The sequence below is a fragment of the Anaerosolibacter carboniphilus genome (genome assembly GCF_014205875.1).
GTDB lineage: Bacteria > Bacillota > Clostridia > Peptostreptococcales > Thermotaleaceae > Anaerosolibacter > Anaerosolibacter carboniphilus.
Genome location: NZ_JACHEN010000026.1, coordinates 39,919 through 64,395 on the forward strand (window position 1 = coordinate 39,919; position 24,477 = coordinate 64,395).

Annotated in this window: 17 protein-coding genes and 1 riboswitch; of the genes, 9 read left to right on the forward strand and 8 right to left on the reverse strand. The window is 39.7% G+C overall.

From position 1 onward, the window contains the following. Position 1: 1 nt before the first annotated feature. Genes HNQ80_RS18430 through aroF form a run of 4 tightly spaced genes read right to left on the reverse strand, consistent with a single transcriptional unit; the run spans position 2 to position 4,344 of the window. Positions 2 to 799 (reverse strand): chorismate mutase, encoded by a 798-nt coding sequence (locus HNQ80_RS18430; protein WP_207727090.1) that lies wholly within the window; start codon positions 797 to 799, stop codon positions 2 to 4. Positions 800 to 849: 50 nt separating this feature from the next. After that, entirely contained in the window at positions 850 to 2,133 is a 1,284-nt protein-coding gene (gene aroA, locus HNQ80_RS18435) for a 3-phosphoshikimate 1-carboxyvinyltransferase (RefSeq protein ID WP_184312150.1), read from the reverse strand. A 54-nt stretch (positions 2,134 to 2,187) separates the two neighbouring features. Further along, a complete protein-coding gene (gene aroC, locus HNQ80_RS18440; RefSeq protein ID WP_207727091.1) occupies positions 2,188 to 3,330 on the reverse strand; it encodes a chorismate synthase in 1,143 nt (380 codons plus the stop codon). A gap of 6 nt (positions 3,331 to 3,336) precedes the next feature. After that, positions 3,337 to 4,344, reverse strand: a complete 1,008-nt coding sequence (gene aroF / locus HNQ80_RS18445) for a 3-deoxy-7-phosphoheptulonate synthase (RefSeq protein WP_184312152.1) — start codon at positions 4,342 to 4,344, stop codon at positions 3,337 to 3,339. Positions 4,345 to 4,936: 592 nt separating this feature from the next. Here aroF and HNQ80_RS18450 point away from each other — a divergent pair. Both HNQ80_RS18450 and pheA read left to right on the forward strand, forming a co-directional pair. Further along, positions 4,937 to 6,046: a prephenate dehydrogenase gene (locus HNQ80_RS18450; protein ID WP_184312153.1), complete on the forward strand. Its 1,110-nt coding sequence runs from the start codon at positions 4,937 to 4,939 to the stop codon at positions 6,044 to 6,046. Positions 6,047 to 6,101: 55 nt separating this feature from the next. Beyond that, positions 6,102 to 6,935: a prephenate dehydratase gene (gene pheA, locus HNQ80_RS18455; RefSeq protein WP_184312154.1), complete on the forward strand. Its 834-nt coding sequence runs from the start codon at positions 6,102 to 6,104 to the stop codon at positions 6,933 to 6,935. A gap of 144 nt (positions 6,936 to 7,079) precedes the next feature. On the opposite strand, the gene HNQ80_RS18460 is transcribed toward pheA, so the two are convergent. Together HNQ80_RS18460 and HNQ80_RS18465 are read right to left on the reverse strand one after the other, a co-directional pair. Next, entirely contained in the window at positions 7,080 to 7,220 is a 141-nt protein-coding gene (locus HNQ80_RS18460; protein WP_184312155.1) for a hypothetical protein, read from the reverse strand. Positions 7,221 to 7,415: 195 nt separating this feature from the next. Further along, positions 7,416 to 8,813 carry an oxaloacetate decarboxylase subunit alpha gene (locus HNQ80_RS18465; protein WP_184312156.1) on the reverse strand — a complete coding sequence of 466 codons (1,398 nt, stop codon included), beginning with the start codon at positions 8,811 to 8,813 and terminating at the stop codon, positions 7,416 to 7,418. A 206-nt stretch (positions 8,814 to 9,019) separates the two neighbouring features. Between HNQ80_RS18465 and HNQ80_RS18470 the strand changes: the two genes are divergently transcribed. Further along, a complete protein-coding gene (locus HNQ80_RS18470; RefSeq protein WP_184312157.1) occupies positions 9,020 to 9,451 on the forward strand; it encodes an Lrp/AsnC family transcriptional regulator in 432 nt (143 codons plus the stop codon). 142 nt (positions 9,452 to 9,593) lie between these two features. Here HNQ80_RS18470 and HNQ80_RS18475 read toward each other — a convergent pair whose 3' ends face one another. Then, on the reverse strand, positions 9,594 to 10,787 hold the full coding sequence (locus HNQ80_RS18475; RefSeq protein WP_184312158.1) for a pyridoxal phosphate-dependent aminotransferase: 1,194 nt from the start codon (positions 10,785 to 10,787) through the stop codon (positions 9,594 to 9,596). 339 nt (positions 10,788 to 11,126) lie between these two features. On the opposite strand from HNQ80_RS18475, the gene HNQ80_RS18480 reads away from it, so the two are divergent. Beyond that, complete coding sequence (locus HNQ80_RS18480; protein WP_184312159.1) at positions 11,127 to 11,858, forward strand: lysophospholipid acyltransferase family protein; 732 nt, start codon at positions 11,127 to 11,129, stop codon at positions 11,856 to 11,858. Between the two features lie 89 nt (positions 11,859 to 11,947). On the opposite strand, the gene HNQ80_RS18485 is transcribed toward HNQ80_RS18480, so the two are convergent. Further along, complete coding sequence (locus HNQ80_RS18485) at positions 11,948 to 13,642, reverse strand: stalk domain-containing protein (protein WP_184312160.1); 1,695 nt, start codon at positions 13,640 to 13,642, stop codon at positions 11,948 to 11,950. Positions 13,643 to 13,776: 134 nt separating this feature from the next. Further along, positions 13,777 to 13,859: riboswitch (cyclic di-GMP riboswitch) on the reverse strand. A gap of 523 nt (positions 13,860 to 14,382) precedes the next feature. Between HNQ80_RS18485 and rsgA the strand changes: the two genes are divergently transcribed. The 5 genes from rsgA (at position 14,383) to HNQ80_RS18510 (ending at position 24,477) form a co-directional block, all read left to right on the forward strand. Next, positions 14,383 to 15,453: a ribosome small subunit-dependent GTPase A gene (gene rsgA, locus HNQ80_RS18490; protein WP_243183392.1), complete on the forward strand. Its 1,071-nt coding sequence runs from the start codon at positions 14,383 to 14,385 to the stop codon at positions 15,451 to 15,453. A gap of 269 nt (positions 15,454 to 15,722) precedes the next feature. Continuing rightward, complete coding sequence (locus tag HNQ80_RS18495; RefSeq protein WP_184312161.1) at positions 15,723 to 16,229, forward strand: hypothetical protein; 507 nt, start codon at positions 15,723 to 15,725, stop codon at positions 16,227 to 16,229. A 130-nt stretch (positions 16,230 to 16,359) separates the two neighbouring features. Beyond that, positions 16,360 to 19,767 (forward strand): helicase-exonuclease AddAB subunit AddB, encoded by a 3,408-nt coding sequence (addB, locus tag HNQ80_RS18500; RefSeq protein ID WP_184312162.1) that lies wholly within the window; start codon positions 16,360 to 16,362, stop codon positions 19,765 to 19,767. After that, on the forward strand, positions 19,751 to 23,332 hold the full coding sequence (gene addA / locus HNQ80_RS18505; protein WP_184312163.1) for a helicase-exonuclease AddAB subunit AddA: 3,582 nt from the start codon (positions 19,751 to 19,753) through the stop codon (positions 23,330 to 23,332). Before addB ends, addA begins: the two co-directional genes overlap by 17 nt. Next, entirely contained in the window at positions 23,329 to 24,477 is a 1,149-nt protein-coding gene (locus tag HNQ80_RS18510; RefSeq protein WP_184312164.1) for an exonuclease SbcCD subunit D, read from the forward strand. Before addA ends, HNQ80_RS18510 begins: the two co-directional genes overlap by 4 nt.

The following is a 24,477-nucleotide window of genomic DNA, read 5'->3' on the forward strand; positions in this document are numbered from 1 at the left end:
TTTACGAACGCAAAAGCGTGCCCACAATCTCTTTACAGATAGCATCGATATTTTTGTCATGGGTATCGACGATAATATCTGCTGCATCTAGATACAATGATTTTCTTTGGCATAATAGTTTATCAATATAGTCTACACTCATTTTATCCTTTAAAAGAGGCCTGCTTTTATCGTCTTTAATGCGATTATAAATCTCCTCGGCTTCTGTATTTAATAGGATGGTTTTTCCATTTCTCTTCAAATTAACAATATTCTCATTGTTTAGTATGATACCACCACCACAGACAATAATGGTGTTATTTAGGAGGCCCAATTCCATTGCGGTTTCTTTTTCATGCTGTCTGAAAAATTCTTCTCCGTATGTTTCAAAAATTTGCTCAATGGTCAAACCTAGCTTTTCTTGAATGTAATGATCCATATCTACATATTCCATTTCCAACTGTTGTGCCAGTAATTTTCCAACTGTACTCTTGCCGGAACCCATAAAGCCGATCAAAACAATATTACATGGAAACAAAACTTGTGACTGTCGTTTTCTGCTTAATCTCATGATCTCTTTGAAAAGTTCCTGTATTTCTATAGAAAATTCAGGATTTCGGAGATAAGAAGTGGTCTTTTCGATGACATCATGTTCCCGTTGAGGATGTTGGATAGGGAGCCCCTTTTCTTGTTTATATTTTAGAATATCTAGAACGGTTTCTAAACGCTTTTCTATAATTTCCACTAAAGATTTATCATACTGATCAATCTCTTTGCGCATTCTTTCCAGTTCGTACAAAATTTTCACACCTTTCTTCATCAATTACATTCTTAGACATTCACTGTTTGCAATGGTCTCCGTGCATTTTATCATTCATGATCCGTCATTTTATGCAATATATCAAAGAAATGAGGAAAAGATATATCTACACAGCTAGGATTGTCTATGATAACACCTTCTTCGCTTCTGAGCCCAGCAATGGCTAAAGCCATTGCTATACGGTGATCATGATAACTTTCAATCTGCCCACCATGAAGCTTCTTACGGCCCTGAATAATCATACCATCTGCCGTTTCATCGATATCTCCGCCAATCTTCTTCAGTTCTGTCACCATGGCTTTAATTCGATTACTTTCCTTTACCTTTAATTCCTGAGCGTCTCGAATTACTGTAGTTCCTTCTGCAAAACATGCAGCAACAGCGAGAACAGGTATTTCATCAATCAATCGGGGAACAATCTCACCACCAATTTCAACCCCTCGAAGTGAAGAAGTTTTTATCAATATGTCACCCACCAATTCTCCAGAGAGACTTCTCTCATAAATGATCTTTATATCTGCACCCATTTTCCGAAGTATATCGATAACGCCTGTTCGTGTTGGATTTAAACCTACATCTTTTATTAATATTTCTCCATCTTTTGCTATGGCACCTAAAACCATAAAAAAGGCAGCAGAAGATATATCTCCTGGCACATGAATCTCTCGGGCAAAAAGCTTTTCCACAGGTTTACAGATGACTTTCAGCCCTTGTATTTCGATGTCTGCCCCCATGTTTTTTAGCATGATTTCTGTATGGTTTCTAGATTTTTGAGGTTCTTGGATAGAAGTTATCCCTTCTGCATAAAGGCCTGCCAGCTGTATGGCAGATTTGACCTGGGCGCTGGCAACAGGGATATTATAATGAATGCCACGAAGTTTGCCGCCGCTGATCATTAATGGCGCATGATTTTCTTTTTCAATGCCACAAATGTTTGCTCCCATTTCTCTAAGGGGTTCAACGATTCTTCCCATGGGTCTTCTCTGAATAGAAGCGTCTCCGGTAATCTCGCAGTCAAAGTTCTGTCCACTTAGAATGCCTGATATCAGGCGAATTGTTGTACCAGAATTTCCTGCATATAATCTTTCAGAGGGTTTTTTCAAACCTCTTAATCCTACACCCTGTATCGTTATACATTGCTCTGTGATATCAATATTGACGCCAAGCTTTTGAAAACAGTCTATGGTACTCAGGCAATCTTCTCCCATCAGAAAGTTATATATCTTGCTTTCTCCCGTTGCAATGGAGGAGAACATAATAGAACGATGGGAGATGGATTTATCTCCAGGTACACTGAGTGCTTCTCTGATCCGTTTAGCAGGTCTAATGAACATATGCGATCTTCCTTCCTTATCTATCTACCAATGGGTTGGATTCTTTTCTAAAATCTATTTGAAACGTTTCCATCTCTCCGTAATTTCCTCCAGGGAGTCACCCCCAAACTTTCTTAAGAACTCCTCTGCGATGACGGTGATAGCAACCATTTCACCTACTATTGAAGCAGCCGGAACGGCACAAGTATCACTGCGTTCGATGGAAGCGGCAAAGCTTTCTTTCGTTTCAATATCTACACTGTTTAAGGGCTTATATAAGGTGGGGATAGGCTTCATGGCACATCGTATAATAATTGGCTCCCCATTGGACATGCCGCCTTCAATCCCTCCAGCACGATTGGTTTTACGGTAATAATCCTGTTCCTCATGGCAAAAGATTTCATCGTGGACCTTAGATCCTCTCTCGTGGGAATTTTCAAAACCATGGCCTATCTCTACACCCTTTATGGCCTGAATACCCATGAGGGCATAAGCCAGTTTTGCATCCAGCTTTCTGTCCCAGTGGACATAGCTGCCCAATCCACTGGGCACTCCCAAGACTTGTATTTCGAAAATACCGCCTAGCGAGTCACCTTCATCCTTTGCTTTTTTGATTTCTTCTATCATTTTTTCTTCGCTCTCGGGGTCAATGCATCGAACCGGTGATTGATCAGCCTTTTTCATTGCCTCAATATCCTGTATGTTTTCCGGAAGGCTTACCTTGCCGATAGACACCACATGACTTACCACTTGGACCTCAAAAATTTTCATCAATTGTTTGATGATGCTGCCAACAGATACACGGACAGCAGTTTCTCTGGCACTGCTTCTCTCCAGAACATTTCGAACATCAGTAAAATTATATTTGAGAGCGCCTGTCAAGTCTGCATGGCCTGGTCTTGGACGAGTTATCTTTTTTGTCAGTTCATCGATTTCTATAGGGTTCATATATCTTTCCCAGTTTGCATAGTCCTTGTTCTCGATTTGAAAGGAGAGAGGACTTCCAATGGTCTTTCCACCTCGAATGCCTGATAAAATTTCGATGCGATCTTGTTCGATCTTCATACGATCGCCCCGACCGTAACCCATCTGTCGCCTTTGCAAATCTCTATGGATTTCATCTATAGAGATGGGGACATTTGAAGGAAAACCTTCAATAATGCCTATCAGACATTTTCCGTGGGATTCTCCTGCTGTAAGATACCTAAGCACTTTCATCCCTCCTTAGTTCCCATTGATTGCTGCGATGCGGCTGACCGCTTCCATGAGTTTTGCAAATTTCACGGGTTTTAGTGACTGTGCACCATCTGAGAGGGCATTCTCAGGTTCATGATGTACCTCCACGATCAACCCGTCAGCACCAACAGCTATTGCAGCCTTGGAAAGAGGTTCAACCATCGCCCATTTGCCAGCAGCGTGACTAGGATCAACGATAATCGGCAAGTGGCTCAATTCTTTTATCGCGGGAATCGCACTAAGATCTAAGGTGTTTCTTGTATAGGTTTCAAAGGTTCTGATACCTCTTTCGCACAGAATTACGTTTTGATTTCCTTCCGACATGATGTATTCTGCCGACATCAGCAGCTCTTCAATGGTTGCGGACAAGCCTCTTTTTAGCAGAATTGGTTTGGTGGATTGACCACACTTCTTTAAGAGGGCGAAATTTTGCATGTTTCTTGCTCCAATTTGTAATATGTCAGCGTAGGCCGCAACCATATCAAAGGTCTCTACACACATGACTTCTGTGACAATAGGCATTCCAGTTTCTTCTTTTGCTTTGAGTAGGAGTTTCAAGCCTTCTTCACCAAGACCTTGGAAACTGTAGGGGGATGTTCTGGGCTTAAAAGCACCTCCTCTTAGAAATTGTGATCCATGTTCTTTCACACTGCGTGCGATGGTCATCAGTTGTGCTTCACTTTCTACGGAACAAGGTCCTGCCATAATGGCTATGTTTCCTCCTCCGATTTTATGGCCTTCGATTTCTACGATCGTATCTTGGGGATGGAAGATTCTGCTGGCAAGCTTAAAAGGGTGCTGTACCTTTAAAATTCTTTCCACATAACTGTTGGCTTCAATCTGACTAGGGTTTAGCTTCCTCGTATCTCCAATTAAACCCAGTATGCAGTAATTAACGCCTTCACTAATATGAACCGAGAATCCTTGATTCTCCAGTTTTTCTGTTAATCTTTCGATTTCTTCTTTTGGTGTATCAGGTTTCATAATAATTACCATCCATAATCCCTCCTAAATAGATTCGGTTGACTTCGAGTAATATGCTGCTTATATATCTTCAGCGCGCTTTGAAAATATATATAAAAAAAGGAGGCTCATCTAAGAGCCTCCTTATACCTACAGTAGTATTCATCCTTATGGCGATTACTGCCATTGAATTTGATGATCTATAGATCTTCTTAGAAAGAGTGAATTTATAACTATTTTTTTGAATGCAAAATAACCAGCGCTAAAAAAGTAAAAGCCCCAGTAAAAGTTAAAAAAATAGTTATTCAATTTGCAGCCCTTTCTAATTATTTTTTCCATGTTCATTCATCCTTACCAAAATGTAATATTTTAAAAATTAAAATTAATTATATTGAATGATTTTTGTTTTGTCAACGGTAAAATTTCTCTATGGGTATTTATTTCATTATTTTGTCCTGATCTTTATTATTTATTCTATATTCTTGTAGTATACTAATTATGCGCTTTGGGCTGGTTATGTGACGCTTCGATCAAATAATTTTCTTGACAATATTTTGAATGTTATATATATTCTTTTTTATATCTAGCAGGAAATGATAAGATTGGCGATAGGGGAGTGAACAAAATGGAGAACTTTAGCAAAATTTGTATTGTAGGACTGGGCTTAATGGGGGGATCTATGGGGCTTGGATTAAAACAGAAAGGCTTTCGTGGGCAAATTATTGGCTATGATCTATCCAATGAATCTATGCTAGATGCCAAAACTTTGGGTGCCATAGATGTGATTGCTGAAAATATGGAGCAGGCCGTCGCGGATGCTCAGTTGGTTGTTATAGCTGTTCCAATCGGTTACTATGTTCAAGTTTTAAAAGAAGTGTCCTTCCATATTCGTGAAGGCACTATCATTACTGATGTTGGAAGTGTAAAGAGCTATGTTTCCAAAATTGCTAAAGCCTATCTTCCTGAAAACATCTCTTTTGTGGGCGGTCATCCCATGGCTGGTTCCGAAAAAGATGGCATCAAGGCTGCAAATCCTTTTTTGTATGAAAATGCTTATTATTTTCTGACGCCTGCTGCTGATACTGCAAAGGGCGACATACAAAAATTAGAAAACGTGGTGAAAATGTTAGGCGCTTATCCTGTTGTGATTTCATGTGAAGAACATGATCAAATCGTTTCTCAAATAAGCCATTTGCCACATTTTGTGGCTGTCGTTTTAGTAAACATGGTTACGCAAAATTATGGCATCTCTTATTTGCCTTTTGTTGGAGGAGGATTCCGGGATACAACAAGAATTGCTTCGGGAAATCCTGCCATGTGGAAGGATATCTTTTTCTTTAATAGAGATAAATTGCTGCAGGGGATCGTAAACCTAGAGGAAAGTGTAACAGAATTAAAAGAAATGATTATCAATGATCAGGAAGAAGCGGTGTTGGAATACCTAAAAAACGCAAAGCTGATTCGAGACAGTATTCCTCGTCATGGGCAAGGCTATATGGCACCTCTTTACGAAATTATCGTAAGTGTGGAGGATCGTCCAGGTGTCTTAGGAGAATTGACACAACTGGTGGGCGCAAACCACATTAATATTAAAGAGATCGAAATTCTTCATTCGAGACAGGAAGAGCAGGGGGCTGTTCGGCTAGCATTTGAAACTTGTAGTGATCAGAAAAGGGCTTTAGAGATATTAAAAGACAGTGGATTTTCTTTAACATTTTGTAAGGATAAAGAATAGGTATATAGCAAATTTCGTTTCGATAGGCTGATATTTTCTATATGGAGGGGGAAAAATGAAACTTGGATATTTAGGACCGAAGGGTTCCTATAGCTATGAGGCTGCCTTATCCTACCAAACCCATGCATTACACCTTGGTTTTAAAACCTTTTATGAGATTATTCAAAGCGTGGAGGATGGAATGATTGATATCGGTATTCTACCGATTGAAAATTCTACAGAAGGAGCCGTTAATTCTGTTATGGATGGATTGTTGAGAACAAGTCGTGCAAAAATCACTGGAGAACTTGTTCTTCCCATCGTGCACAATCTTCTAGGGACGGATAAAAGCATAGAAGAAATTCGCTATGTTTATTCCCACCCCCAGGCAATAGAGCAGTGTAGAGAATACTTTCGCATAAATCATCCCAACATGATGCTACTATCTTGTGAAAGCTCTGCTACAGCATGTGTTCTTGCCAAAGAAAAAGGCAGTGGCTATGGGGCCATTTCCAGCAAAACGGCAGCGGAGATTTATGAATTGGATATCCTTGGGGAAGCTATCCAAGACAATTCCTTTAATCAGACACGATTTGTTGCGATCAGTCAAGAGGACGAAGTGATTACGAATCAAATATGCAAGACTTCCATTGCTTTTTCTTTTCATAATGATTCTCCAGGCAGCTTGTATGCTGTTTTAAAAGAATTTGCAGTGGAAAGCATAAACCTAACAAGAATTGAATCCCGTCCTGCAAAGGCTGAACTGGGAAAATACATCTTTTATATCGATCTCTGCGGACATCAAGATGACCCTGAGATTCGTAAAGTGTTATCCAACATTCAAAGGATTACCAATTTCTTCAAAATCTTTGGTTCCTATCCGGTTTTCACGAAACAAGCGAGATTTTAGATATAAAAAATGAAACCATCATACGATGTTCGTGATGGTTTCATTGTAAGCATCTACTGGATAAATTTTATTTTCGCAATCTGCGTAAGTTCTATCTATCCTTTACTTTTGGCCGAGCTGAAAGAATAAAAAAAGCAAGGGACGTTAGGCGATGTGATTGAGAAACTCTTTTCTTTGTTTTGTTAATTCTTCATATTGTGTTTCATTAATTTTCCCTTCGGTGAGCATTAAATCGCACAGGGTAATATAGTCTTCAATCACAGTAATCAATATTTTCTCTAGCATGCTGATAACCTCCATTTTTAGCAATAATGATTGATTTTATGGATAAATAATATAATAACACTAGAATATACGTGAAAAGAAAAAAGTTTTGGTACTATATTCCTATAAAAAAATAAAAATATTGGGACCATTCTCATGTAAAGAAATAAAATAAAACCACCACCCATGTAAGGATGATGGTTTTTATTGCATATTCTATACGGGATAGGTATTTTGGTCTTTATCCACATAATTACTGTCTATCTTATACTTTTGAGCTTGACGATACTTGAAATACTCTATCGCTACCTGAGGGAATAAGGCATAGGATAACACATCTTCTTCCTGTTCCAGATATTCCTTCATCTCATTGCGGATGTTTTCCAGTTGTGGTGGGATAAGATCTGCTGGTCTACAGGTGATAACTTCTTCGTCTCCAATGATTTTTTTACGAATTTCTTCCGATATCTCAACGGTGGTTTTGCCATATTCACCCTTTACATAGGCCTTGATTTCCTTTGGCACCATCTTGTATCTTTCTCCTAGCACCACGTTGAACACGGCCTGGGTTCCTACCATCTGGCTCATAGGTGTTACCAAAGGTGGGTAGCCTAGATCTTCCCGTACTCTAGGAACTTCTTTTAACACTTCTTCATATTTATCCACGGCATTTTGCATCTTCAATTGGGATACCAAGTTTGAAAGCATGCCGCCAGGCACTTGATATACTAGGGCATTTACATCAACACCCAGCACTTTTGGATCTAATTGTTTACTTTCAAGGTATTTATCCCGAATTGGTCTGAAATGCTCTGCGATTTCATTTAGGGTCTGTAAGCTTAATCCTGTATCATATTCTGTTCCTTGTAGGGTTGCAACCAATGGTTCTGTAGGTGGTTGAGAGGTTCCCAATGCCATGGGCGAGATGGCGCAATCCACCACATCAATGCCTGCTTCGATGGCTTTTAGGTAGGTCATGGACGCCATGCCGCTGGTATAATGGGTGTGGAGTTGGATTGGTACCTTTACCGTATTTTTTAGCTTAGATATCAATTCGTAGGCATAATAAGGGGTCAGTATGCCTGACATATCTTTGACACAAATAGAATCAGCTCCCATGTCTTCCATCTGCTTTGCTATCTTTAAATAAAGATCTGTGTTATGGACAGGGCTAATGGTATAGGAGATGGCTGCCTGGGCATGACCACCCTCTTTTTTTGTTGTCTTTAAGGCCACCTCTAGGTTTCTTACATCATTTAATGCGTCAAAGATTCGGATAATATCAATGCCATTGGCGATAGCTTTTTTGACAAACTCAGAAACAACATCATCGGCATAGTGTTTATATCCAAGAAGGTTTTGTCCTCTTAATAGCATTTGAAGCTTTGTATTTTTTACAGTTTTTCGAATCATTCTTAATCTTTCCCATGGATCTTCACTTAAAAATCTTAAGGATGAATCAAAGGTAGCTCCTCCCCACATTTCGAGGGAATGATAACCTACTTTATCAAGGGTTTCTAAAATTGGAGTCATTTCTTCCGTTTTCATTCTTGTTGCGATTAATGACTGATGAGCATCTCTCAAAACAGTCTCAGTTATCCTTATCTGTTTCATCAAACTTCCCTCCTATAACATAATGATATGTATTTCTAGTGTTAGCAAAAAATCGTTTTCCCAAAAATAAACTACTATATACAATTATGATTTTATAGAAAATAGAAATGTATGTACATGGCGTATATAAATTGTTACAATGAAAATATCTTAATATAAAATGAAAATACTGAGTATTTCTTTATTTTTTTAAGGGGGGCATTTCTATGGATTATACTGACTATAAAATTATTGAAATATTGCAAAAAGATGGAAGAATTTCTATGAAAGACTTGGGAAAAGCTGTGAATATGACTTCTCCAGCAGTAGCGGAAAGGGTAAGAAAGCTGGAAGAAAGCGGCGTTATTTCAGGATACAAGGCCATCATCGCTCCCGGAAAATTAAATAAAAACATCATGGCCTTTATCAGCGTAGGGCTTGCACCGGAAAATTATCAAGCTTTCATCGACTATGCAGAGAAAAATGAAAAAATCATTGAATGCCACCACGTGACGGGTGGGGTGAGTGTAATCATAAAAGTTCTTACAGAAAACATGAGCGATCTTAAAAATCTGATTGATGAAATTAAGAAAAAAGGAAGCACTCAGACTTCTGTGATCCTTTCCAGTCCCATAGAATCCAAACTCATAAGAAAGTAAGTCTCTATAGAATCAGCATAAAAAAGAGGTTTTATTTCTTTCCAGTGAAGCTTTGCTTACTAGAAAGAAGTGAAACCTCTTCGCGTCTTTTTACAAAAAATCTCGAAATATGAATGTATGATTATAGAATCCAGATAAAGGTCTAAGCCAGTGTAACCGCTTCTTCAATTCGTCTTAATCCTTCTTTTATATTATCAAGAGAAGTGGCATAGGATAGTCTTACATAATCATCCGAGCCAAAGCCAGCACCTGGAATAACAGCTACTTTGACAGAATCCAACAAGTACTCAGCGAAATCAATAGAGCTTGTAATTCGTCGACCATTTAAAACCTGTCCAAACAATTTTGATATATTGACCATCACATAAAAAGCACCTTCAGGCTTTCTACAGGATAAATTAGGAATAGAATTAATCTTGTCTACCATATAATCTCTTCTGGTAGAAAATGCATCCTTCATTTCTTGAATCGCTTTTTTATCACCTTTAAGGGCGGCGATGCTTGCATATTGAGCAATTGTATTTGGATTTGAAGTGGCATGGCTTTGGATATTTTTCATGATTTGAGCGATCTCTTTGCTGGAAGCGGTATATCCGATTCTCCAGCCTGTCATGGCATAAGCTTTTGACATTCCGTTGACTACGATGGTAAGATTTTTAATCTCTTCTCCTAGAGAAGCGATACTGACATGCTCTCCTTCATAGATCAATTCTTCATATATTTCATCGGATATTACATAAAAGTCATGTTTTACAGCCAGCTTTGCGATTTCCATTAAATCGTTTTTTGTATATACGGTTCCTGTGGGGTTATTTGGGCTATTTACAATGATAGCTTTGGTTTTTGGCGTAATCGCTTTCTCTAATTTCTGAATATCATATTTGAAACCGTTGGATTCAGGCGTTTCTACCAATATGGGGGTAGCATCTGCCAGCTTCACCAGTTCAGGATAACTTACCCAGTAAGGATTCGGAACGATGACCTCATCTCCTGGATTGCAAATTGCTTGAAGTGCATTGAAGAGAGAGTGCTTGGCACCATTGGAAACAACAATTTCTTCAGCGGTATAGGGCAAATGGTTATCTTTTAATAATTTATCGCATATGGCTTTTTTCAACTCAGGTAAACCTGAAGAATCTGTATAGCCTGTAAAGCCCTTTTCAATGGCATCAACAGCGGCATCGCTGATATGCTTGGGCGTTTTAAAATCTGGTTCACCAGCGCCAAAACTAACCACGTCAATACCTTCTGCCTTCATTTTTTTTGCCTTTGCTGTTATGGCTAATGTAACGGAGGTAGATATGTTCCTATTTTTTGTTGATAAAGATTTGGTCATAGTATTAAACCCCTTTCCTAACTTGTTCAAGACAATAAATTTCTCTGTGACAGCAATGATTGGTAAATAAGAGATAAAACTAGTATAAATGATGGAAGCGTTTGCAAGGTAGATATTTCTTCTTTCAATTATAATTTTATATAACATAGAAATAGATGTACACGGAATAGATAAATTATTATCAGTAAAACACTTTAAGTAAATACCTAAATCAGGGACGTTTCTTTATTTTTTAAAAGGCCAGGAGAATATAATCTACTGGGAAAGTGGCTTGTAAAAATTAGACAAAATGATATAGAATATAAGAGAGAATTGTAAAACTTTTTGATGGGGTGGGTTATGGTTAAGACAGTCATATGGTTTATTTATTTTGGGATTTATTTGCTAGGGACAGTACCAGCTCTGATAAAGGTGAAGAGACTGGATCAGCAGGGACGTATTCCAGAAAGGGATAGGATCATTTATGAAACAGCTCAACGATGGGCCCAGCGTTTGGTGAATCTTACGGGAGCTCGTATTCAAGTAATAGGAAAAGAAAATATACCTGCAGAAGGACCTGTACTTTTTGTCAGCAACCATCAAGGTAATTTCGACATTCCTATTCTTTTGGGATTTATTGACAAACCGAAGGCATTTATTGCAAAAAAGGAATTGAAAAAGATTCCAATCCTCTGTACTTGGATGGAATATATGCAGTGTGTATTTATTGATCGAGGAGATCCTCGACAATCTTTAAAAGCGATTAATAGGGGTGCCGAATTATTAAAGGAAGGATATTCCCAGGTGATTTTTCCTGAAGGCACGAGAAGTGAAGATGGCACCATGGGAGAATTTAAGCCAGGAAGCTTAAAGCTGGCATTAAAAGCCAAGGTACCCATCATTCCAGTTACCATTAAGGGTGCCTATGACATGATGCCAAAGGGTGAGTGGAAGATTAGGGCAGCGAAGGTAGAAGTGATTATATCGCCAGCTGTTCTAACAGAAAATCTCTCCATGAAGGAATCAAATGAACTGACAGAGAATGTGAAAAATATCATTGAAAGCAATCTCGACTATGCTTATAAACATTAAAAGGTACAATAACTTCCCTAAAATACATATAGAAAGAGCCCTAAGTAGACTTTTATGTACTTTAGGGCTCTTTCTATAATAATGGGAAATCACTGTAACATTTTCTGGAATTCCTCAAGGTTTCGAATATCATCAAAGGCTTCATCTATTTTGATATACTCTATATTTTCAGGATTAAGCTGAATTGCTTTATCAAGTGATTGGATAGCTTCTTGATCTCGATCTAATTTTACTAAAATCATGGCCTTGATATAGTGAGCATAATCATCAGTAGGGTCTACAGCCAGCGCTTCATCAATAAATTCCAAGGCGTCTTCATATTCCTCGTCATAATAGGAATAGAAAGCATTTTCTATGTCGGAAGTATCTGAATCGGTGAAGGTGGATAGATCATTATTGTCTACATACTGATAGGAAGAACGGGAAATTACTTCATCCTTCCCAGGCATTTGAATAGGCGGTTGTATCCCATTTACGTTGCGCCTATTGGTGTTTCCGTCAATCTTCAAGCTAAATGAGGAACCATCTTGTGGATTTACAAAGTTCATATCAAGGTAAAGACTTTCTCCAACCAAAACATCATTCTGAATTGTAGTTTCTGACTTTAAATCAAATCTGAAAAGACTTTCTATTTCTTTAAGCTCCATAAGTTCAGATAAATTGAAGCTAATCTCTTTATCAGATAAACTGCTAAGACTTACAATAAAGCCTAAGATATCATTTTTGTTTAAGCTGTATTCGTAGACCTTCGTAGATCCCTTTGTCTGCTTTAATTTAAAATTATCACTGTCTACAAGCTTTATAAAGCTTTCAAAGATCACATTCATTTCATGGAAGGTATTGACATTTAAGTTTATATTTCCAGTCTTGTATAGTGCAGTTAGGTTGAGGGTCTGGTTTTGGTTCTGAAGATCCTTCAAGTCTTGATAGCTGGTTACATTGGGAATATCTAGCTCATCATAATCAAATGACAACCATTTGTCACCAATGGAATAGCCGTATTCTTCGGCTTTTTTAAATAGGCTGGACTTTACATAAATATTTTCATTATCAAATTTCAAATTGAAAGAGATATTCTCATAGTCCTTCAAGTCTATATCACTGCCCAACATTCCCTGTAAATGGATGAGAGCATCTAAGGCGCCGCTATTTTCACTCAACTGTCCTTTGATATCAGCTTTTGCAGAAAGATCGATATCTTCTTCATAAGGAAGATCGGTGAACTTTAAATACATATTATATAAGGCTTCTACTTCTCCTGTATTCATGGTGGCGTACTTTTTCATAGCGAATTCGTAGAAAATAGGAGCTTTTGTATGAAGTTGTTCTAAGAAATAGTCACCGTCGATGATAACTACAGTTTTTGCTTCTTGATCCCAATCAACAAGAGCATTGAATGCCTCAGAAATTAATCTTAGGGGCACATACGTTTTATCTCCTTTGATGAACGGGGGAGCCTGAGCAGTAATCTCACTGATTTTGCCATCCTTATTTAAGATTACATTGGTTGTATTAATCGTTAAGGATAGACTGCTGGTATCTTCTGTAACGATGATGGTTTTGGTGTCTTTTTTCCATTGGACAGATGCACCTAGGGCTTCGGCAATATCTCTAATTGGAACGAAGGTGCTCCCTTCAATAACGATTGGGGATTCAGAGAGATTTAAGAATTGTCCATTAAGCTGTACGCTAATATTGCTACCTGTAGCGCCTTCTCCATAGGCAGGGACAAATAAAGAAAACATGAATATGAGGGTCATCATTGCAACTAGTTTTTTTTTCATAGTATACCTCCTTAGATGTTTTATTGGGTACGAAGCGTGATTTAACCTATAGAAAATACTATATGACGAGTAAAGATCTATGTCATGCAAAGAAAAATATCCATGCCGAAAAAAGCATGGATAGATGCATTCTCATCGGCAGCCCGGCGATCATAGCTTACACCTTAGACCCGTAGCTTTGCGTCACCACCTTTCAGCAGCTTTGCCCTTTACAAGTTGTTTGATCACGTATAAATATAATTAGACAAAAAAATACATATTCCTCCAATGATAAACCGACAAAAAACGACAATGAAAAATTTGACAGGGTTTCTTTTAGAGGTGTAAATGGATGATGGTATTTAACAAATCATTTATTAAGTGAATTATAGCTAGCCTTGACATAGAGATGAGGTTTTATTAGAATAAAGTTGTATAGTTTCTTTATAAAATTTATAATCCATAAAGGAGTGATGATATATGAAGACATTCAGCATAGAGGTGATCGTAAAATAACTGAATAGGGTTTAGAAAATAGGTGGCTAAAAATATTCAAGCCTATGGACAGGCTTTATTGTTGTACCTATTTTCTAGAAAACTAGGAACCATCAATAGGTCTATAAGGGAGTCATGTATGACTCAAGCATTGACACACGGTAGGTTTATCGTGTTTTTTGATTTTTTGTCAATGTATTATATCCCATGGTTGGTAAATTTCCATGGGATTTTTATTTTCATTTTTAATAATGGAGGATGATCGCTTGAATAAATATCTTAAAAAATTAGGTTGGGATGATTTTTATCAATCTCATTTTGAAAAGCAGTATGACGAAACCTATAGCGTTGGAAGAGTAGCCATTGAGCATACCCATATGTATACGATCTATAGTGAATATGGGGAGTTATTAGGAGAATTATCTGGAAAGATGCGCCATGGGGCTGTAGGACGTGAGGATTTTCCTGCGGTAGGAGATTGGGTAGTGATTTCAGCAAGACCAGAAGAGAAAAGAGCAACGATTTACGGGGTACTCCCCAGGAAAAGCAAGTTTTCTCGAAAAGTTGCAGGAAGAAGCGTAGAGGAGCAGATCGTTGCTGCCAACGTGGATATACTATTTTTGTTTAATGCTTTGAATGGAGATTTTAATATTCGAAGGATTGAGCGGTATTTGATCTTGGCTTGGGAAAGTGGTGCAAATCCTGTGATTATCCTAAGCAAGGCAGATCTATGTCACGATGTGGAGGAAAAGGTAAGGGCTGTGGAGGAAGTTGCCATTGGGGTGCCTGTCCATGTGATTAGCTCCTTGAAAAGGGAAGGTATTGTCGATTTGTATCCTTACTTGGGAGAAGGAAAAACCATTGCTTTGCTGGGATCATCAGGGGTAGGAAAGTCGACCTTTATCAATACATTGGTGGGAACGGAAGTCCTTAAGACCCAGGAGGTCCGGGAGGGAGACGACAGAGGCAAGCATACGACGACCCACCGAGAGCTGATTCTTTTGCCAGGTGGGGGGCTCATCATTGATACGCCAGGGATGAGAGAGTTGCAGTTATGGCATGGAAATGAAGGGATGGGGGAGACGTTTGAGGACATTGAGGCTCTAGCCACTGAATGCTTTTTTAAGGATTGCAGTCACGAAAATGAACCCCGCTGTGCAATCAAAGAGGCCATGGCAAACGGAAGTCTAAGTGAGGAGCGGTTTAGCAACTACAGAAAACTTCAACGAGAACTTCTCTACTTAGAGCGAAAACAAGATAAGCAAGCTCAGGCAGCAGAAAAGGAAAAGTGGAAGAAGATCCATAAAGAATTAAAGGCGAGCTATAAAAAAAGATAGAGCTGTGGAAGCGCACAGATCAAGATTGAGAAAAAACTGTAGGGGCGTGCATTGCACGTCCGTTTTCCAGTAGGGGCGATCAGTGATCGCCCGCTACTTATCTCTAGGGCCTAAGGGCGATTCGTGAATCGCCCCTACAGTCTCAACCTTAACCTATTGTCAGTTTACAACTTAATTGAAATAATATTTTGAAAACAGTATCAAATTTATGTACAGGCTCAAATCATGCTGTGATATAATGAAGCTATAACTTTGAAGGGGGCATGAGGATGAGAAAAATGGGGGTAGTAGCAGTACTGATGATGCTGTTTGTATTATTGTCAGGCTGTGGGGAAAGTGGAGAGTATTTTACATATAAAGGCTTGGATGAAGATTGGAGTATTCAGCTGCCTAAGACTTTTGAAAAAGCCAATGAAGAAAAAAATGAGCAATTAAAGATGAGCTTAACAATTTTCAAAGATAATCAAGGAAGAATTTTAAATATCGGAGAGATTCTGGATTCAAGTATTGAGGTGAATGAAGAAACCTTAAAGGAAGAAGTAGCTTTGGATTCCTATCTTCATTTGGAGCGAACAGAGACCATCGATTTAAAAAGTGTAGGTACCCTCTATGGGGCCCTTATTGAGGATCATTCTACGGGCCAGTTCATGCTGTACTATAAGCTAAAGCTTGAGGACAAGGTGTTAACCTTTATTCTGCAACAGAAGGAAGAATTTACATTGGAAGAGGAAGCGAAAGTCAAAAGTATGATGACTACTTTGAAAAAACTGAAATAAAAGTACTTCCAATATTTCACAAGATGCCCTTCACCTACAAAGGTGGAGGGTATTTTCTACATATTAGAGCATGAAATGCTTTTGTTCAGATGGTATAATTGAGTTGGAAAAGCAAAAGGGGGTGGAGGATATGAGCATTCGATATATCTTTGGAAGATCAGGAAGGGGTAAGACCCATTATATATTGGAAGAAATCAAGGCGCGTTTGAAAGAAGATCCTGATCATAAGCTGATTTTGATTGTACCTGATCAGTTTACGCTCCAGGCAGAGCGGGATCTAATAGAGAAGCTGAAGCTTCCTGGTATCCTCAAAGTGGAAGTGCTAAGCTTTACAAGGCTTGCCCACAATGTGTTGAATGAAGTAGGTGGCCGTACGAGGGTACATATCAACGACCAGGGAAAAAGCATGGTCTTAAGGAAAGTAATTGATGCTGGTGAAAAGCAACTGACAATTTATCGTAAAATTTCTCAACAGGAAGGCTTTATTGAAAAGTTCTGTCAGCTACTATGCGAGTTGAAACAGCATGATGTGAAGCCTGGAGATTTAGTAATACAAGGAGAAGCGTTAGAGGAGGATAGCATCCTTCGCAGCAAACTCCAGGACATTGCTTACATATATGAACAGTTTGACCAATCTTTACAGGGAAACTATATCGATACGGAAGATTATATGAATATGATGGCGGATAAGCTCGAACAAGCACAATTCCTTCAAGGTGCAGAAATTTGGATTGACGGCTTCAATAGCTTTACGCCACAGATTTATCGTATACTGGAGAAACTGATGCTGGTGGCGAAGCGGATAACTGTTAGCTTTACCATGGACTTTGCAGGACGGGAAAGGGATGGAGATCTCTTTAAAATTTCAGAAACTACCTATGGGCGACTTCATGAGATTGCTCTGAATCTGGGGCTGCCGGGAGAGATCATTGACCTGGAAGCCATGGCTTACCACGATTCCAAGAAGCCACCCGAGCTTCTACACTTGGAGAGAGAGCTGTATGCCTATCCTTATGTACCTTATCCAGGAGAGGTAAAAAACCTTGAACTTTTTGCAGGTATCAATCTCCATACGGAGATAGAGACCATGGCAGCCCAGATTCTTTATTTGATACGGGACAAAGGGCATCGTTGGAATGACATTGCAGTGGTGTGTGGTGATTTGGAAAGCTATGGAACCTTGATCAAGCGAGTTTTCGAAGAGTATGAGATTCCTTATTTTCTAGATCAAAAAAGGCCTATTTCCAATAATCCATTAATTTTGTTTTTATTATCAGCGTTGATAACAATTCAGCGGGGATATCGTTATGAGGATATCTTTCGATTGCTGAAGACAGGATTTGGAGGGTTATCCAGTGAAGAATATGAGGAACTGGAAAACTATGTTCTCCGATATGGGATACAAGGCAATCGATGGAAGGAAGATTTTGATCGGGGAGAAGTAGATGTTATAGAAAGCGTGAACAGTTGGCGTGTACGTCTGATCAATCCCATAGAAAAACTTGAGAAGAAAATAAAGGGTAAAAAGACTGTAGCAGAGATGACTCGGGCCCTGTATGATTATTTAGAAGAAGTAGATGTCCATGGAAAGTTGCAGGACTGGGTGGAGGAACTCCGAGACAAAGGGCAGCACGAGCATGTTAATGAGAATGCCCAGATCTGGAATATTATCTTGGATACCTTTGACCAACTGGTAGAAATTTTAGGAGAACAGCGGATCACTTTAAAGGAGTACATACGAATCTTGGATGCTGGTTTTGCTTCTTTGGAAGTGGGAATCATCCCAACCACCATCGACCAAATATTGATTGGAAATATCCAAAGATCTAAAAGCCATGATATAAAGGCTCTTTTTGTACTTGGTGTAAATGATGGCGTTTTACCCTCAGGGAAGGATGAGGATGGCATTCTTGCAGAGAGGGAAAAGCTCGTGATGAAGGAAATGGGACTAGTGCTGGGAACAGATCGTGAGCGAAAGGCATATGAAGAAAAGTTCAATATTTATTCAGCTTTTAGCCGTCCCAGTGAATATCTATGGCTAAGTTACGCCCTGGCTGATCAAGAGGGAAAAGCCATGCGTCCGTCGATCCTCATGGACAGGGTGAAGAAAATCTTCAAAGGAATTCAAGTAAAGAGTGATGTGGTGAACGATGTGCAACATCAGCTCCATATGATTGCAACGAAAAACAGCACTTTTAAATATTTGGTGGAAAACATGCGTTTGAATCTGGATGGAAAGCCCATGGAAGCTATGTGGTGGGATGTATATGAGTGGTATTATGGACAGGATGAATGGAAGGCAAAAAGAGAAGCCATTGCAGAGGGGTTCTTTCATCAGAACCAGGTGGATTACCTAGGAGACTATCAGGCCAAGGCCCTATACCAAACGCCTATACGTTCCAGTGTATCTAGGCTGGAGCAATTTGTGAACTGTCCTTTTGCCCATTTTGTAAAGTATGGATTGAAGCCCAAGGAGAGGGATTACTTTAAGGTGGAGGCCCCTGATATTGGAGAATTGTTCCATCATGCCATGGAGGATTTCACCAAGGCATTGAAAGACAGTGGACAAAGCTGGCGAGAGTTGGACAAGAATCAGTGTGATGAGATGATAGATCGGGTGATTGATGGGGTTGTACCCAATTATAATCATGGGGTGATGTTCAGTACCCATCGTTATAGATATTTAGTGAACCGATTAAAGCGGATTAGCCGTAGAGCGGTATGGACCATGACAGAGCATCTGAAACGCAGCAGTTTTGAGCCAATGGGGTATGAGGTAAGCTTTGGACAAGGTGGGTACTACCCTCCTATAGAGATTGAGCTGGCTGATGGAGAAAAGCTGTATCTTGAGGGAAGGATTGATCGGGTAGACATCCTGGAGGAGGATGAAGCCTGTTATATAAAAATCATGGATTACAAGTCGGGTAAGAAGGACTTTAGTCTATCCAATGTCTATCATGGTTTTGAACTACAACTCATGATTTATTTGGATGCGGTTTTGTCCCATCACGGGAATACAAACAAGAAGAATACAATACCGGCGGGTGTTTTCTATTTTAGAATTGATGATCCCCTGGTGAAGACCGATGAAAAGATTGCAGAGACCATTGAGAAGGAAATAAGAAGAAGATTGAAGCTGAAAGGATTGGCCTTGCGGGATGTGCGAATTGTCCGAGAGTTAGATCGGGAAATCGATGGGCATTCTGACATTATTCCCGTGGCGGTAAGCAAAAATGGAGAGTTTTACAAAAATTCTTCGGCGATAGATGGTGAAGCTTTTACGGCTTTGATCGGCCATGTGAGAGGACTTGTCAAGGAGATTACCTATGAGATGATGAAAGGTAATGTCCGGATTGCGCCATCGAAAAATAATAAGCAGGTAGCCTGTGAATTTTGTTCTTACAAAGGTATTTGTCAATTTGATAATTTGCTTGAGGACAACCAATATCGGAATATTGAGAAGCTTAGTGACGAGGAAGTCATGAAACGAATGGCACCACGGAGAGGGGAGGTAGATGGAGATGGTAAGGTGGACTGAAGGACAACAGCAAGCCATCGATGCCCGAAAAAGTAATCTTCTGGTAGCAGCGGCGGCGGGCTCTGGAAAAACAGCAGTACTGGTAGAACGAATTATTCAGTTGATCATCAAAGATCGTGTAGATATAGATGGCCTATTGATCGTTACCTTTACCAATGCTGCTGCAGGAGAGATGCGGGAAAGAATTGGAGCTGCGTTACTTCAGGAAATGGAGAAGGGCAATGAAAATGAAGAGCACTTGAGAAGGCAGATGAATCTGCTGAATCGCGCTTCCATCAGTACGCTCCATTCATTTTGTATCGATGTGGTACGAAAATATTTCCATCTCTTGGAGGTAGATCCTAATTTTCGGATTGGGGATAGTACAGAAACTAGCATTATGAAGATGGAGGCCATTGAAGAGCTTTTTGAGGGAGAATATGAAAAGTCTGACGATACGTTTATTGGCCTTGTGGAAAGATTTGGTGCCACCAAGCACGATCTTCCCCTTCAAGGTTTGGTTATGGGGCTTTATGAATTTATTCAAAGTCAACCCTATCCCCTCAACTGGCTGAAGGAAAAAATAGAGGATTTTTCTATGGACTTATTCCAATTTGAAGAAAGTCCTTGGTATCAAGCCATACGAGATCAGATTGAAGTTGAACTCATGGGTGCCAAGGAAGCCTTTGAAGAAGGAAAGCTGGGGTGTGAGAAATCTGGTGGACCGGAAGGATATCGAGAGGCAATACTAGATGACCTGAGGATTGTGGAGGAACTTTTGATAGGAATCCGAACAAGCCTGTCTTGCTTTTATGAGGTTCTTCAAACCGTAAACCACAAGCGGTTGGGAAAAATCCCAAAGGGCGTAGAAGAGACTTTGAAGGATGAGGTAAAGGCAGCCAGGGAAAAGGGTAAGGATATTCTAAAGGGGATTCATGAAAGCGTCCTCAGTAAAAAACCTGAGGCCTATATACAGGATTTGAATGATCTCTACCCCTATATGGTCTATTTGTTCCAGATGATCAACGATTTTCATCAGTTGTATAAAGAGAAAAAGCAGGAAAAGGGAATTGTAGATTTTAATGATTTGGAGCATTTTGCTTTAGATGCTTTAACCCATGAACAGGTAGCAAAAGAATATCAGAGAAAATTTGAGTATATATTTGTGGACGAATATCAGGATAGTAATATCGTACAAGAGACGATTTTAAGTCATATAAAGAAAGAAGACAATCTCTTTATGGTGGGAGACGTGAAGCAGAGTATTTATCGTTTCCGGCTGGCAGATCCGTCCCTTTTCATCCAGAAATATGAAACCTTTGAGCGGGCAGAGGGGACCATCTGTAGAAGAATCGATCTTAGTAAGAACTTCAGAAGCAGAGTACAGATCATCGATGGTGTAAACTACATATTTAAACATATCATGACAAAGGAATTTGGAGAGATTGATTACGACGAAAGTGCCTATCTATACAAGGGCGCCGATGATCAGCCTATAGAAGATCCTTCCATCGAACTTTTTCTGTTGGACAAAGGGAGCCAATTTGATGAAGAAGAACTGTTGGAAGAATTGGAAGCGTTGGAGGATCCCATGATGGAAGCCAGGATCGCTGCCAAAAGGATCAAGGAATTATTGAATACCCAAATCTTTGATCACAAACTTCAGGAGTATCGGCAAGTAGAATATCGAGATATTGTTATTCTCTTAAGAACCACCAAGAGCTGGGCTCAAGGGTTTTTAGAAACTTTCATGGCAGAGGGTATCCCTGCTTATGCCGATGTGAATGCGGGGTATTTTGAAACCATTGAGATCAATATTTTTATGAACCTACTCAAGCTGGTAGATAACAAAAGACAGGATATCCCCCTGCTCAGCGTGATGCGTTCACCCATTGGGGGCTTTACCACAGAGGAATTAATACAGATTCGCATACAAAGCAAGTCTCCAACCTATTTCGAGGCGGTACAGGCATATATGGAACAGGATTCCGATGAACTCCAGAAAAAGCTTCGAGACTTTATGGATCGGTTGAGGTCATGGAAGGATGCGTCCAGGTATCTGAATATTGATGAGTTAATCTGGAAACTTCTCATTGATACAGGCTACTACTATTATGTAGGGTCTATGCCCGGGGGAATTCAGCGCCAGGCAAATTTGAGGATTCTTTTTGACAGAGCACGACAGTTCCAAAAAACCTCAATTAAAGGATTGTTTCATTTTATTAAGTTTATCGACAAGCTTCAGAGCAGTAGCGGAGATATGGGAACAGCAAAGATCTTGAGTGAAAACGATAATGTGGTGCGGATCATGAGTATCCATAAAAGCAAGGGATTGGAATTTCCTGTGGTATTTGTGGCTGGAATGGGAAAGCAATTTAATCTGATGGACATCAATGCACCGGTACTATTTCATAAGGAATTGGGAGTGGGTCCTAAGTATGTAGATCCTGACCTGAGACACTATACCGATACCATTGCTAAGATTGCCATGAAAAATAGGATCCGATTGGAAACCCTATCGGAGGAGATGCGAATTCTCTATGTGGCTTACACTAGACCAAAGGACAAGCTGATCTTGATTGGTTCTATCACCAATGTTAAAAATGCTGTAAAAAGGTGGATGAAACCCATGAATCCTTTCCATCTTTCCAAGGCAAAGCGTTATCTGGACTGGGTCTGTCCTGCTCTCATGCGCCATCAGGATGGAGAAGCCTTGCGGGGGCTGGTAGACACCCACTGGCGTCCAGGGAAAATCATAGAAGATCCTTCCCATTGGAAGATCACTTTGCTGGGGCCCCAAGATGTCCGCAGGGAAGAACGGGAAAAGAATATTCTAAAGAGAGATTTTCAGGAGTTATTAAGAAATTTCAATATGGAAACAGCTTCTGAGTTTAAAGAAGTCATCCATCAAAGATTGAATTGGATATACCCCTATGATGTTGCTACGAAAATACCTTCTAAGCTTTCTGTTTCTGAAATCAAACGGTTGTCATCGAAAAAATTGGAGTACCTTGGCCATACCATACCTCCCTTGACAAGGATGCCTAAGTTTATGGAGGGAAAAAAGCAATTTACGGGGGCTGAAAAAGGTATCATTGTGCATTTTGTCATGCAGCATGTAGACCTAAGAAGAATCCATACCTTGGAAGAGATAGAAATCCAAATCAAGGAAATGGTAGAGAAGGAACTCTTAAAGGCTGAGGAAGCTGCTTCCGTTGATAGGGAGAAGATTGTTAAATTCTTCCGAACATCCATAGGCCAAAGGATACTTCAATCTCCAAGAGTGTTTCGGGAGGTTCCTTTTAACTATATGGGAAAGGCCAAGGATGTGGTGCCTGAGTTAGAAGGTTTAAAGGAAAACCTATTAATCCAGGGAGTTATTGACTGCTATTTTGAAGAAGAGGATGGCATTGTGCTGGTAGATTATAAGACAGACTATATGGGACAGGACAATGTGGAAGAAATCGTGACACAATATCGTGTACAAATTGATCTGTATCGAGATGCCCTGGAGGCTATTTTGAATAAGAAAGTAAAGGAAGCATATTTATATTTGTTCCATTTAGACAAAGAGGTGAAGCTATGAGAATGATACATACTTCCGACTGGCATTTGGGCAGGCTGTTTCACGGCATTCATATGACCGAAGATCAAGCCTATGTTTTGGATCAATTTACAGATCTGGTCCGGGACATCAGACCAGATGTGATTATGGTCTCAGGAGATATCTTTGATCGGGCTGTGCCCCCTACGGAAGCTGTCAACTTATTGGATGATGTGATATCAAAAATATTGATAGATTATCAGGTCCCTATTATTATGATTGCAGGAAATCATGATAGTCCTGATCGTCTTGGCTTTGGCTATAGGCTGATGCAGGGAAAGGGCTTACATATGATTGGGAAATTGAATATGGAGGTAGAACCCGTTGTCATCCATGATCAGCATGGACCAGTGTTTTTTCATGCATTGCCCTATGTGGAGCCTGCTGTGGTAAGGGACAAGCTAAAGGATGATCAGATCCATGTCCACGATGATTCCATGGGGAAGCTATTGCAGCATCTGAAGAATACAATCAATACCCAACAAAGAAATGTGCTGCTCGCCCATGCATTCGTGGCAGGGGGAGAGGAAAGTGAGTCGGAACGCCCCCTTTCTGTAGGTGGTTCTGGCGCGGTTAATGCGTCGTATTTTAAGGACTTTGACTATGTGGCATTGGGACATTTGCATAGGCCCCAGAAGGTAGGGAATGAAAATGTACGTTATTCTGGCTCTCTGATGAAATATTCATTTTCTGAGGCGGAACACCGAAAGCAAGTGGCTGTTATTGAAATGGATGCCACAGGGAAAATTAACCTTGAACCTGTGGAATTAAGACCCAGAAGGGATCTAAGATGTCTTGAGGGATATTTAGAGGAGATCTTGAAAGGTCCTAGAAATGGAGAAAGCAGAGAGGACTATCTCATGGTGACGCTAAAAGATGAAGGTGCTTTATTAGATCCAATGGGCAAACTAAGAAAAGTGTACCCGAATGTGCTTCATATAGAGCGACCCCAAATATTAACGGGGAGTGAACAAGTGAAGCTTGAGGGGAACTTTCGGAAAATGAGAGAAATTGATTTGTTTTCATCCTTTTTAAAGCAGGTGACGGGACAGGAAATCACAGAATCTCAAACAAAAATCTTTGGTGAAATCATCAACCAACATTATAGCATGATGAGGGGGGATTAA

Coding starts and splice junctions, on each gene's coding strand:
- HNQ80_RS18470 (WP_184312157.1), top strand. CDS start 9,020: ATGGATTATACTGACTATAAAATTATTGAAATATTGCAAAAAGATGGA.
- addA (WP_184312163.1), top strand. CDS start 19,751: ATGGTAAGGTGGACTGAAGGACAACAGCAAGCCATCGATGCCCGAAAA.
- HNQ80_RS18430 (WP_207727090.1), bottom strand. CDS start 799: ATGAAGAAAGGTGTGAAAATTTTGTACGAACTGGAAAGAATGCGCAAA.
- HNQ80_RS18495 (WP_184312161.1), top strand. CDS start 15,723: ATGAGAAAAATGGGGGTAGTAGCAGTACTGATGATGCTGTTTGTATTA.
- aroF (WP_184312152.1), bottom strand. CDS start 4,344: ATGGTAATTATTATGAAACCTGATACACCAAAAGAAGAAATCGAAAGA.
- HNQ80_RS18465 (WP_184312156.1), bottom strand. CDS start 8,813: ATGAAACAGATAAGGATAACTGAGACTGTTTTGAGAGATGCTCATCAG.
- HNQ80_RS18460 (WP_184312155.1), bottom strand. CDS start 7,220: ATGCTAGAGAAAATATTGATTACTGTGATTGAAGACTATATTACCCTG.
- HNQ80_RS18480 (WP_184312159.1), top strand. CDS start 11,127: ATGGTTAAGACAGTCATATGGTTTATTTATTTTGGGATTTATTTGCTA.
- HNQ80_RS18485 (WP_184312160.1), bottom strand. CDS start 13,642: ATGAAAAAAAAACTAGTTGCAATGATGACCCTCATATTCATGTTTTCT.
- HNQ80_RS18510 (WP_184312164.1), top strand. CDS start 23,329: ATGAGAATGATACATACTTCCGACTGGCATTTGGGCAGGCTGTTTCAC.
- HNQ80_RS18450 (WP_184312153.1), top strand. CDS start 4,937: ATGGAGAACTTTAGCAAAATTTGTATTGTAGGACTGGGCTTAATGGGG.
- aroC (WP_207727091.1), bottom strand. CDS start 3,330: ATGAAAGTGCTTAGGTATCTTACAGCAGGAGAATCCCACGGAAAATGT.
- aroA (WP_184312150.1), bottom strand. CDS start 2,133: ATGTTCATTAGACCTGCTAAACGGATCAGAGAAGCACTCAGTGTACCT.
- pheA (WP_184312154.1), top strand. CDS start 6,102: ATGAAACTTGGATATTTAGGACCGAAGGGTTCCTATAGCTATGAGGCT.
- HNQ80_RS18475 (WP_184312158.1), bottom strand. CDS start 10,787: ATGACCAAATCTTTATCAACAAAAAATAGGAACATATCTACCTCCGTT.
- addB (WP_184312162.1), top strand. CDS start 16,360: ATGAGCATTCGATATATCTTTGGAAGATCAGGAAGGGGTAAGACCCAT.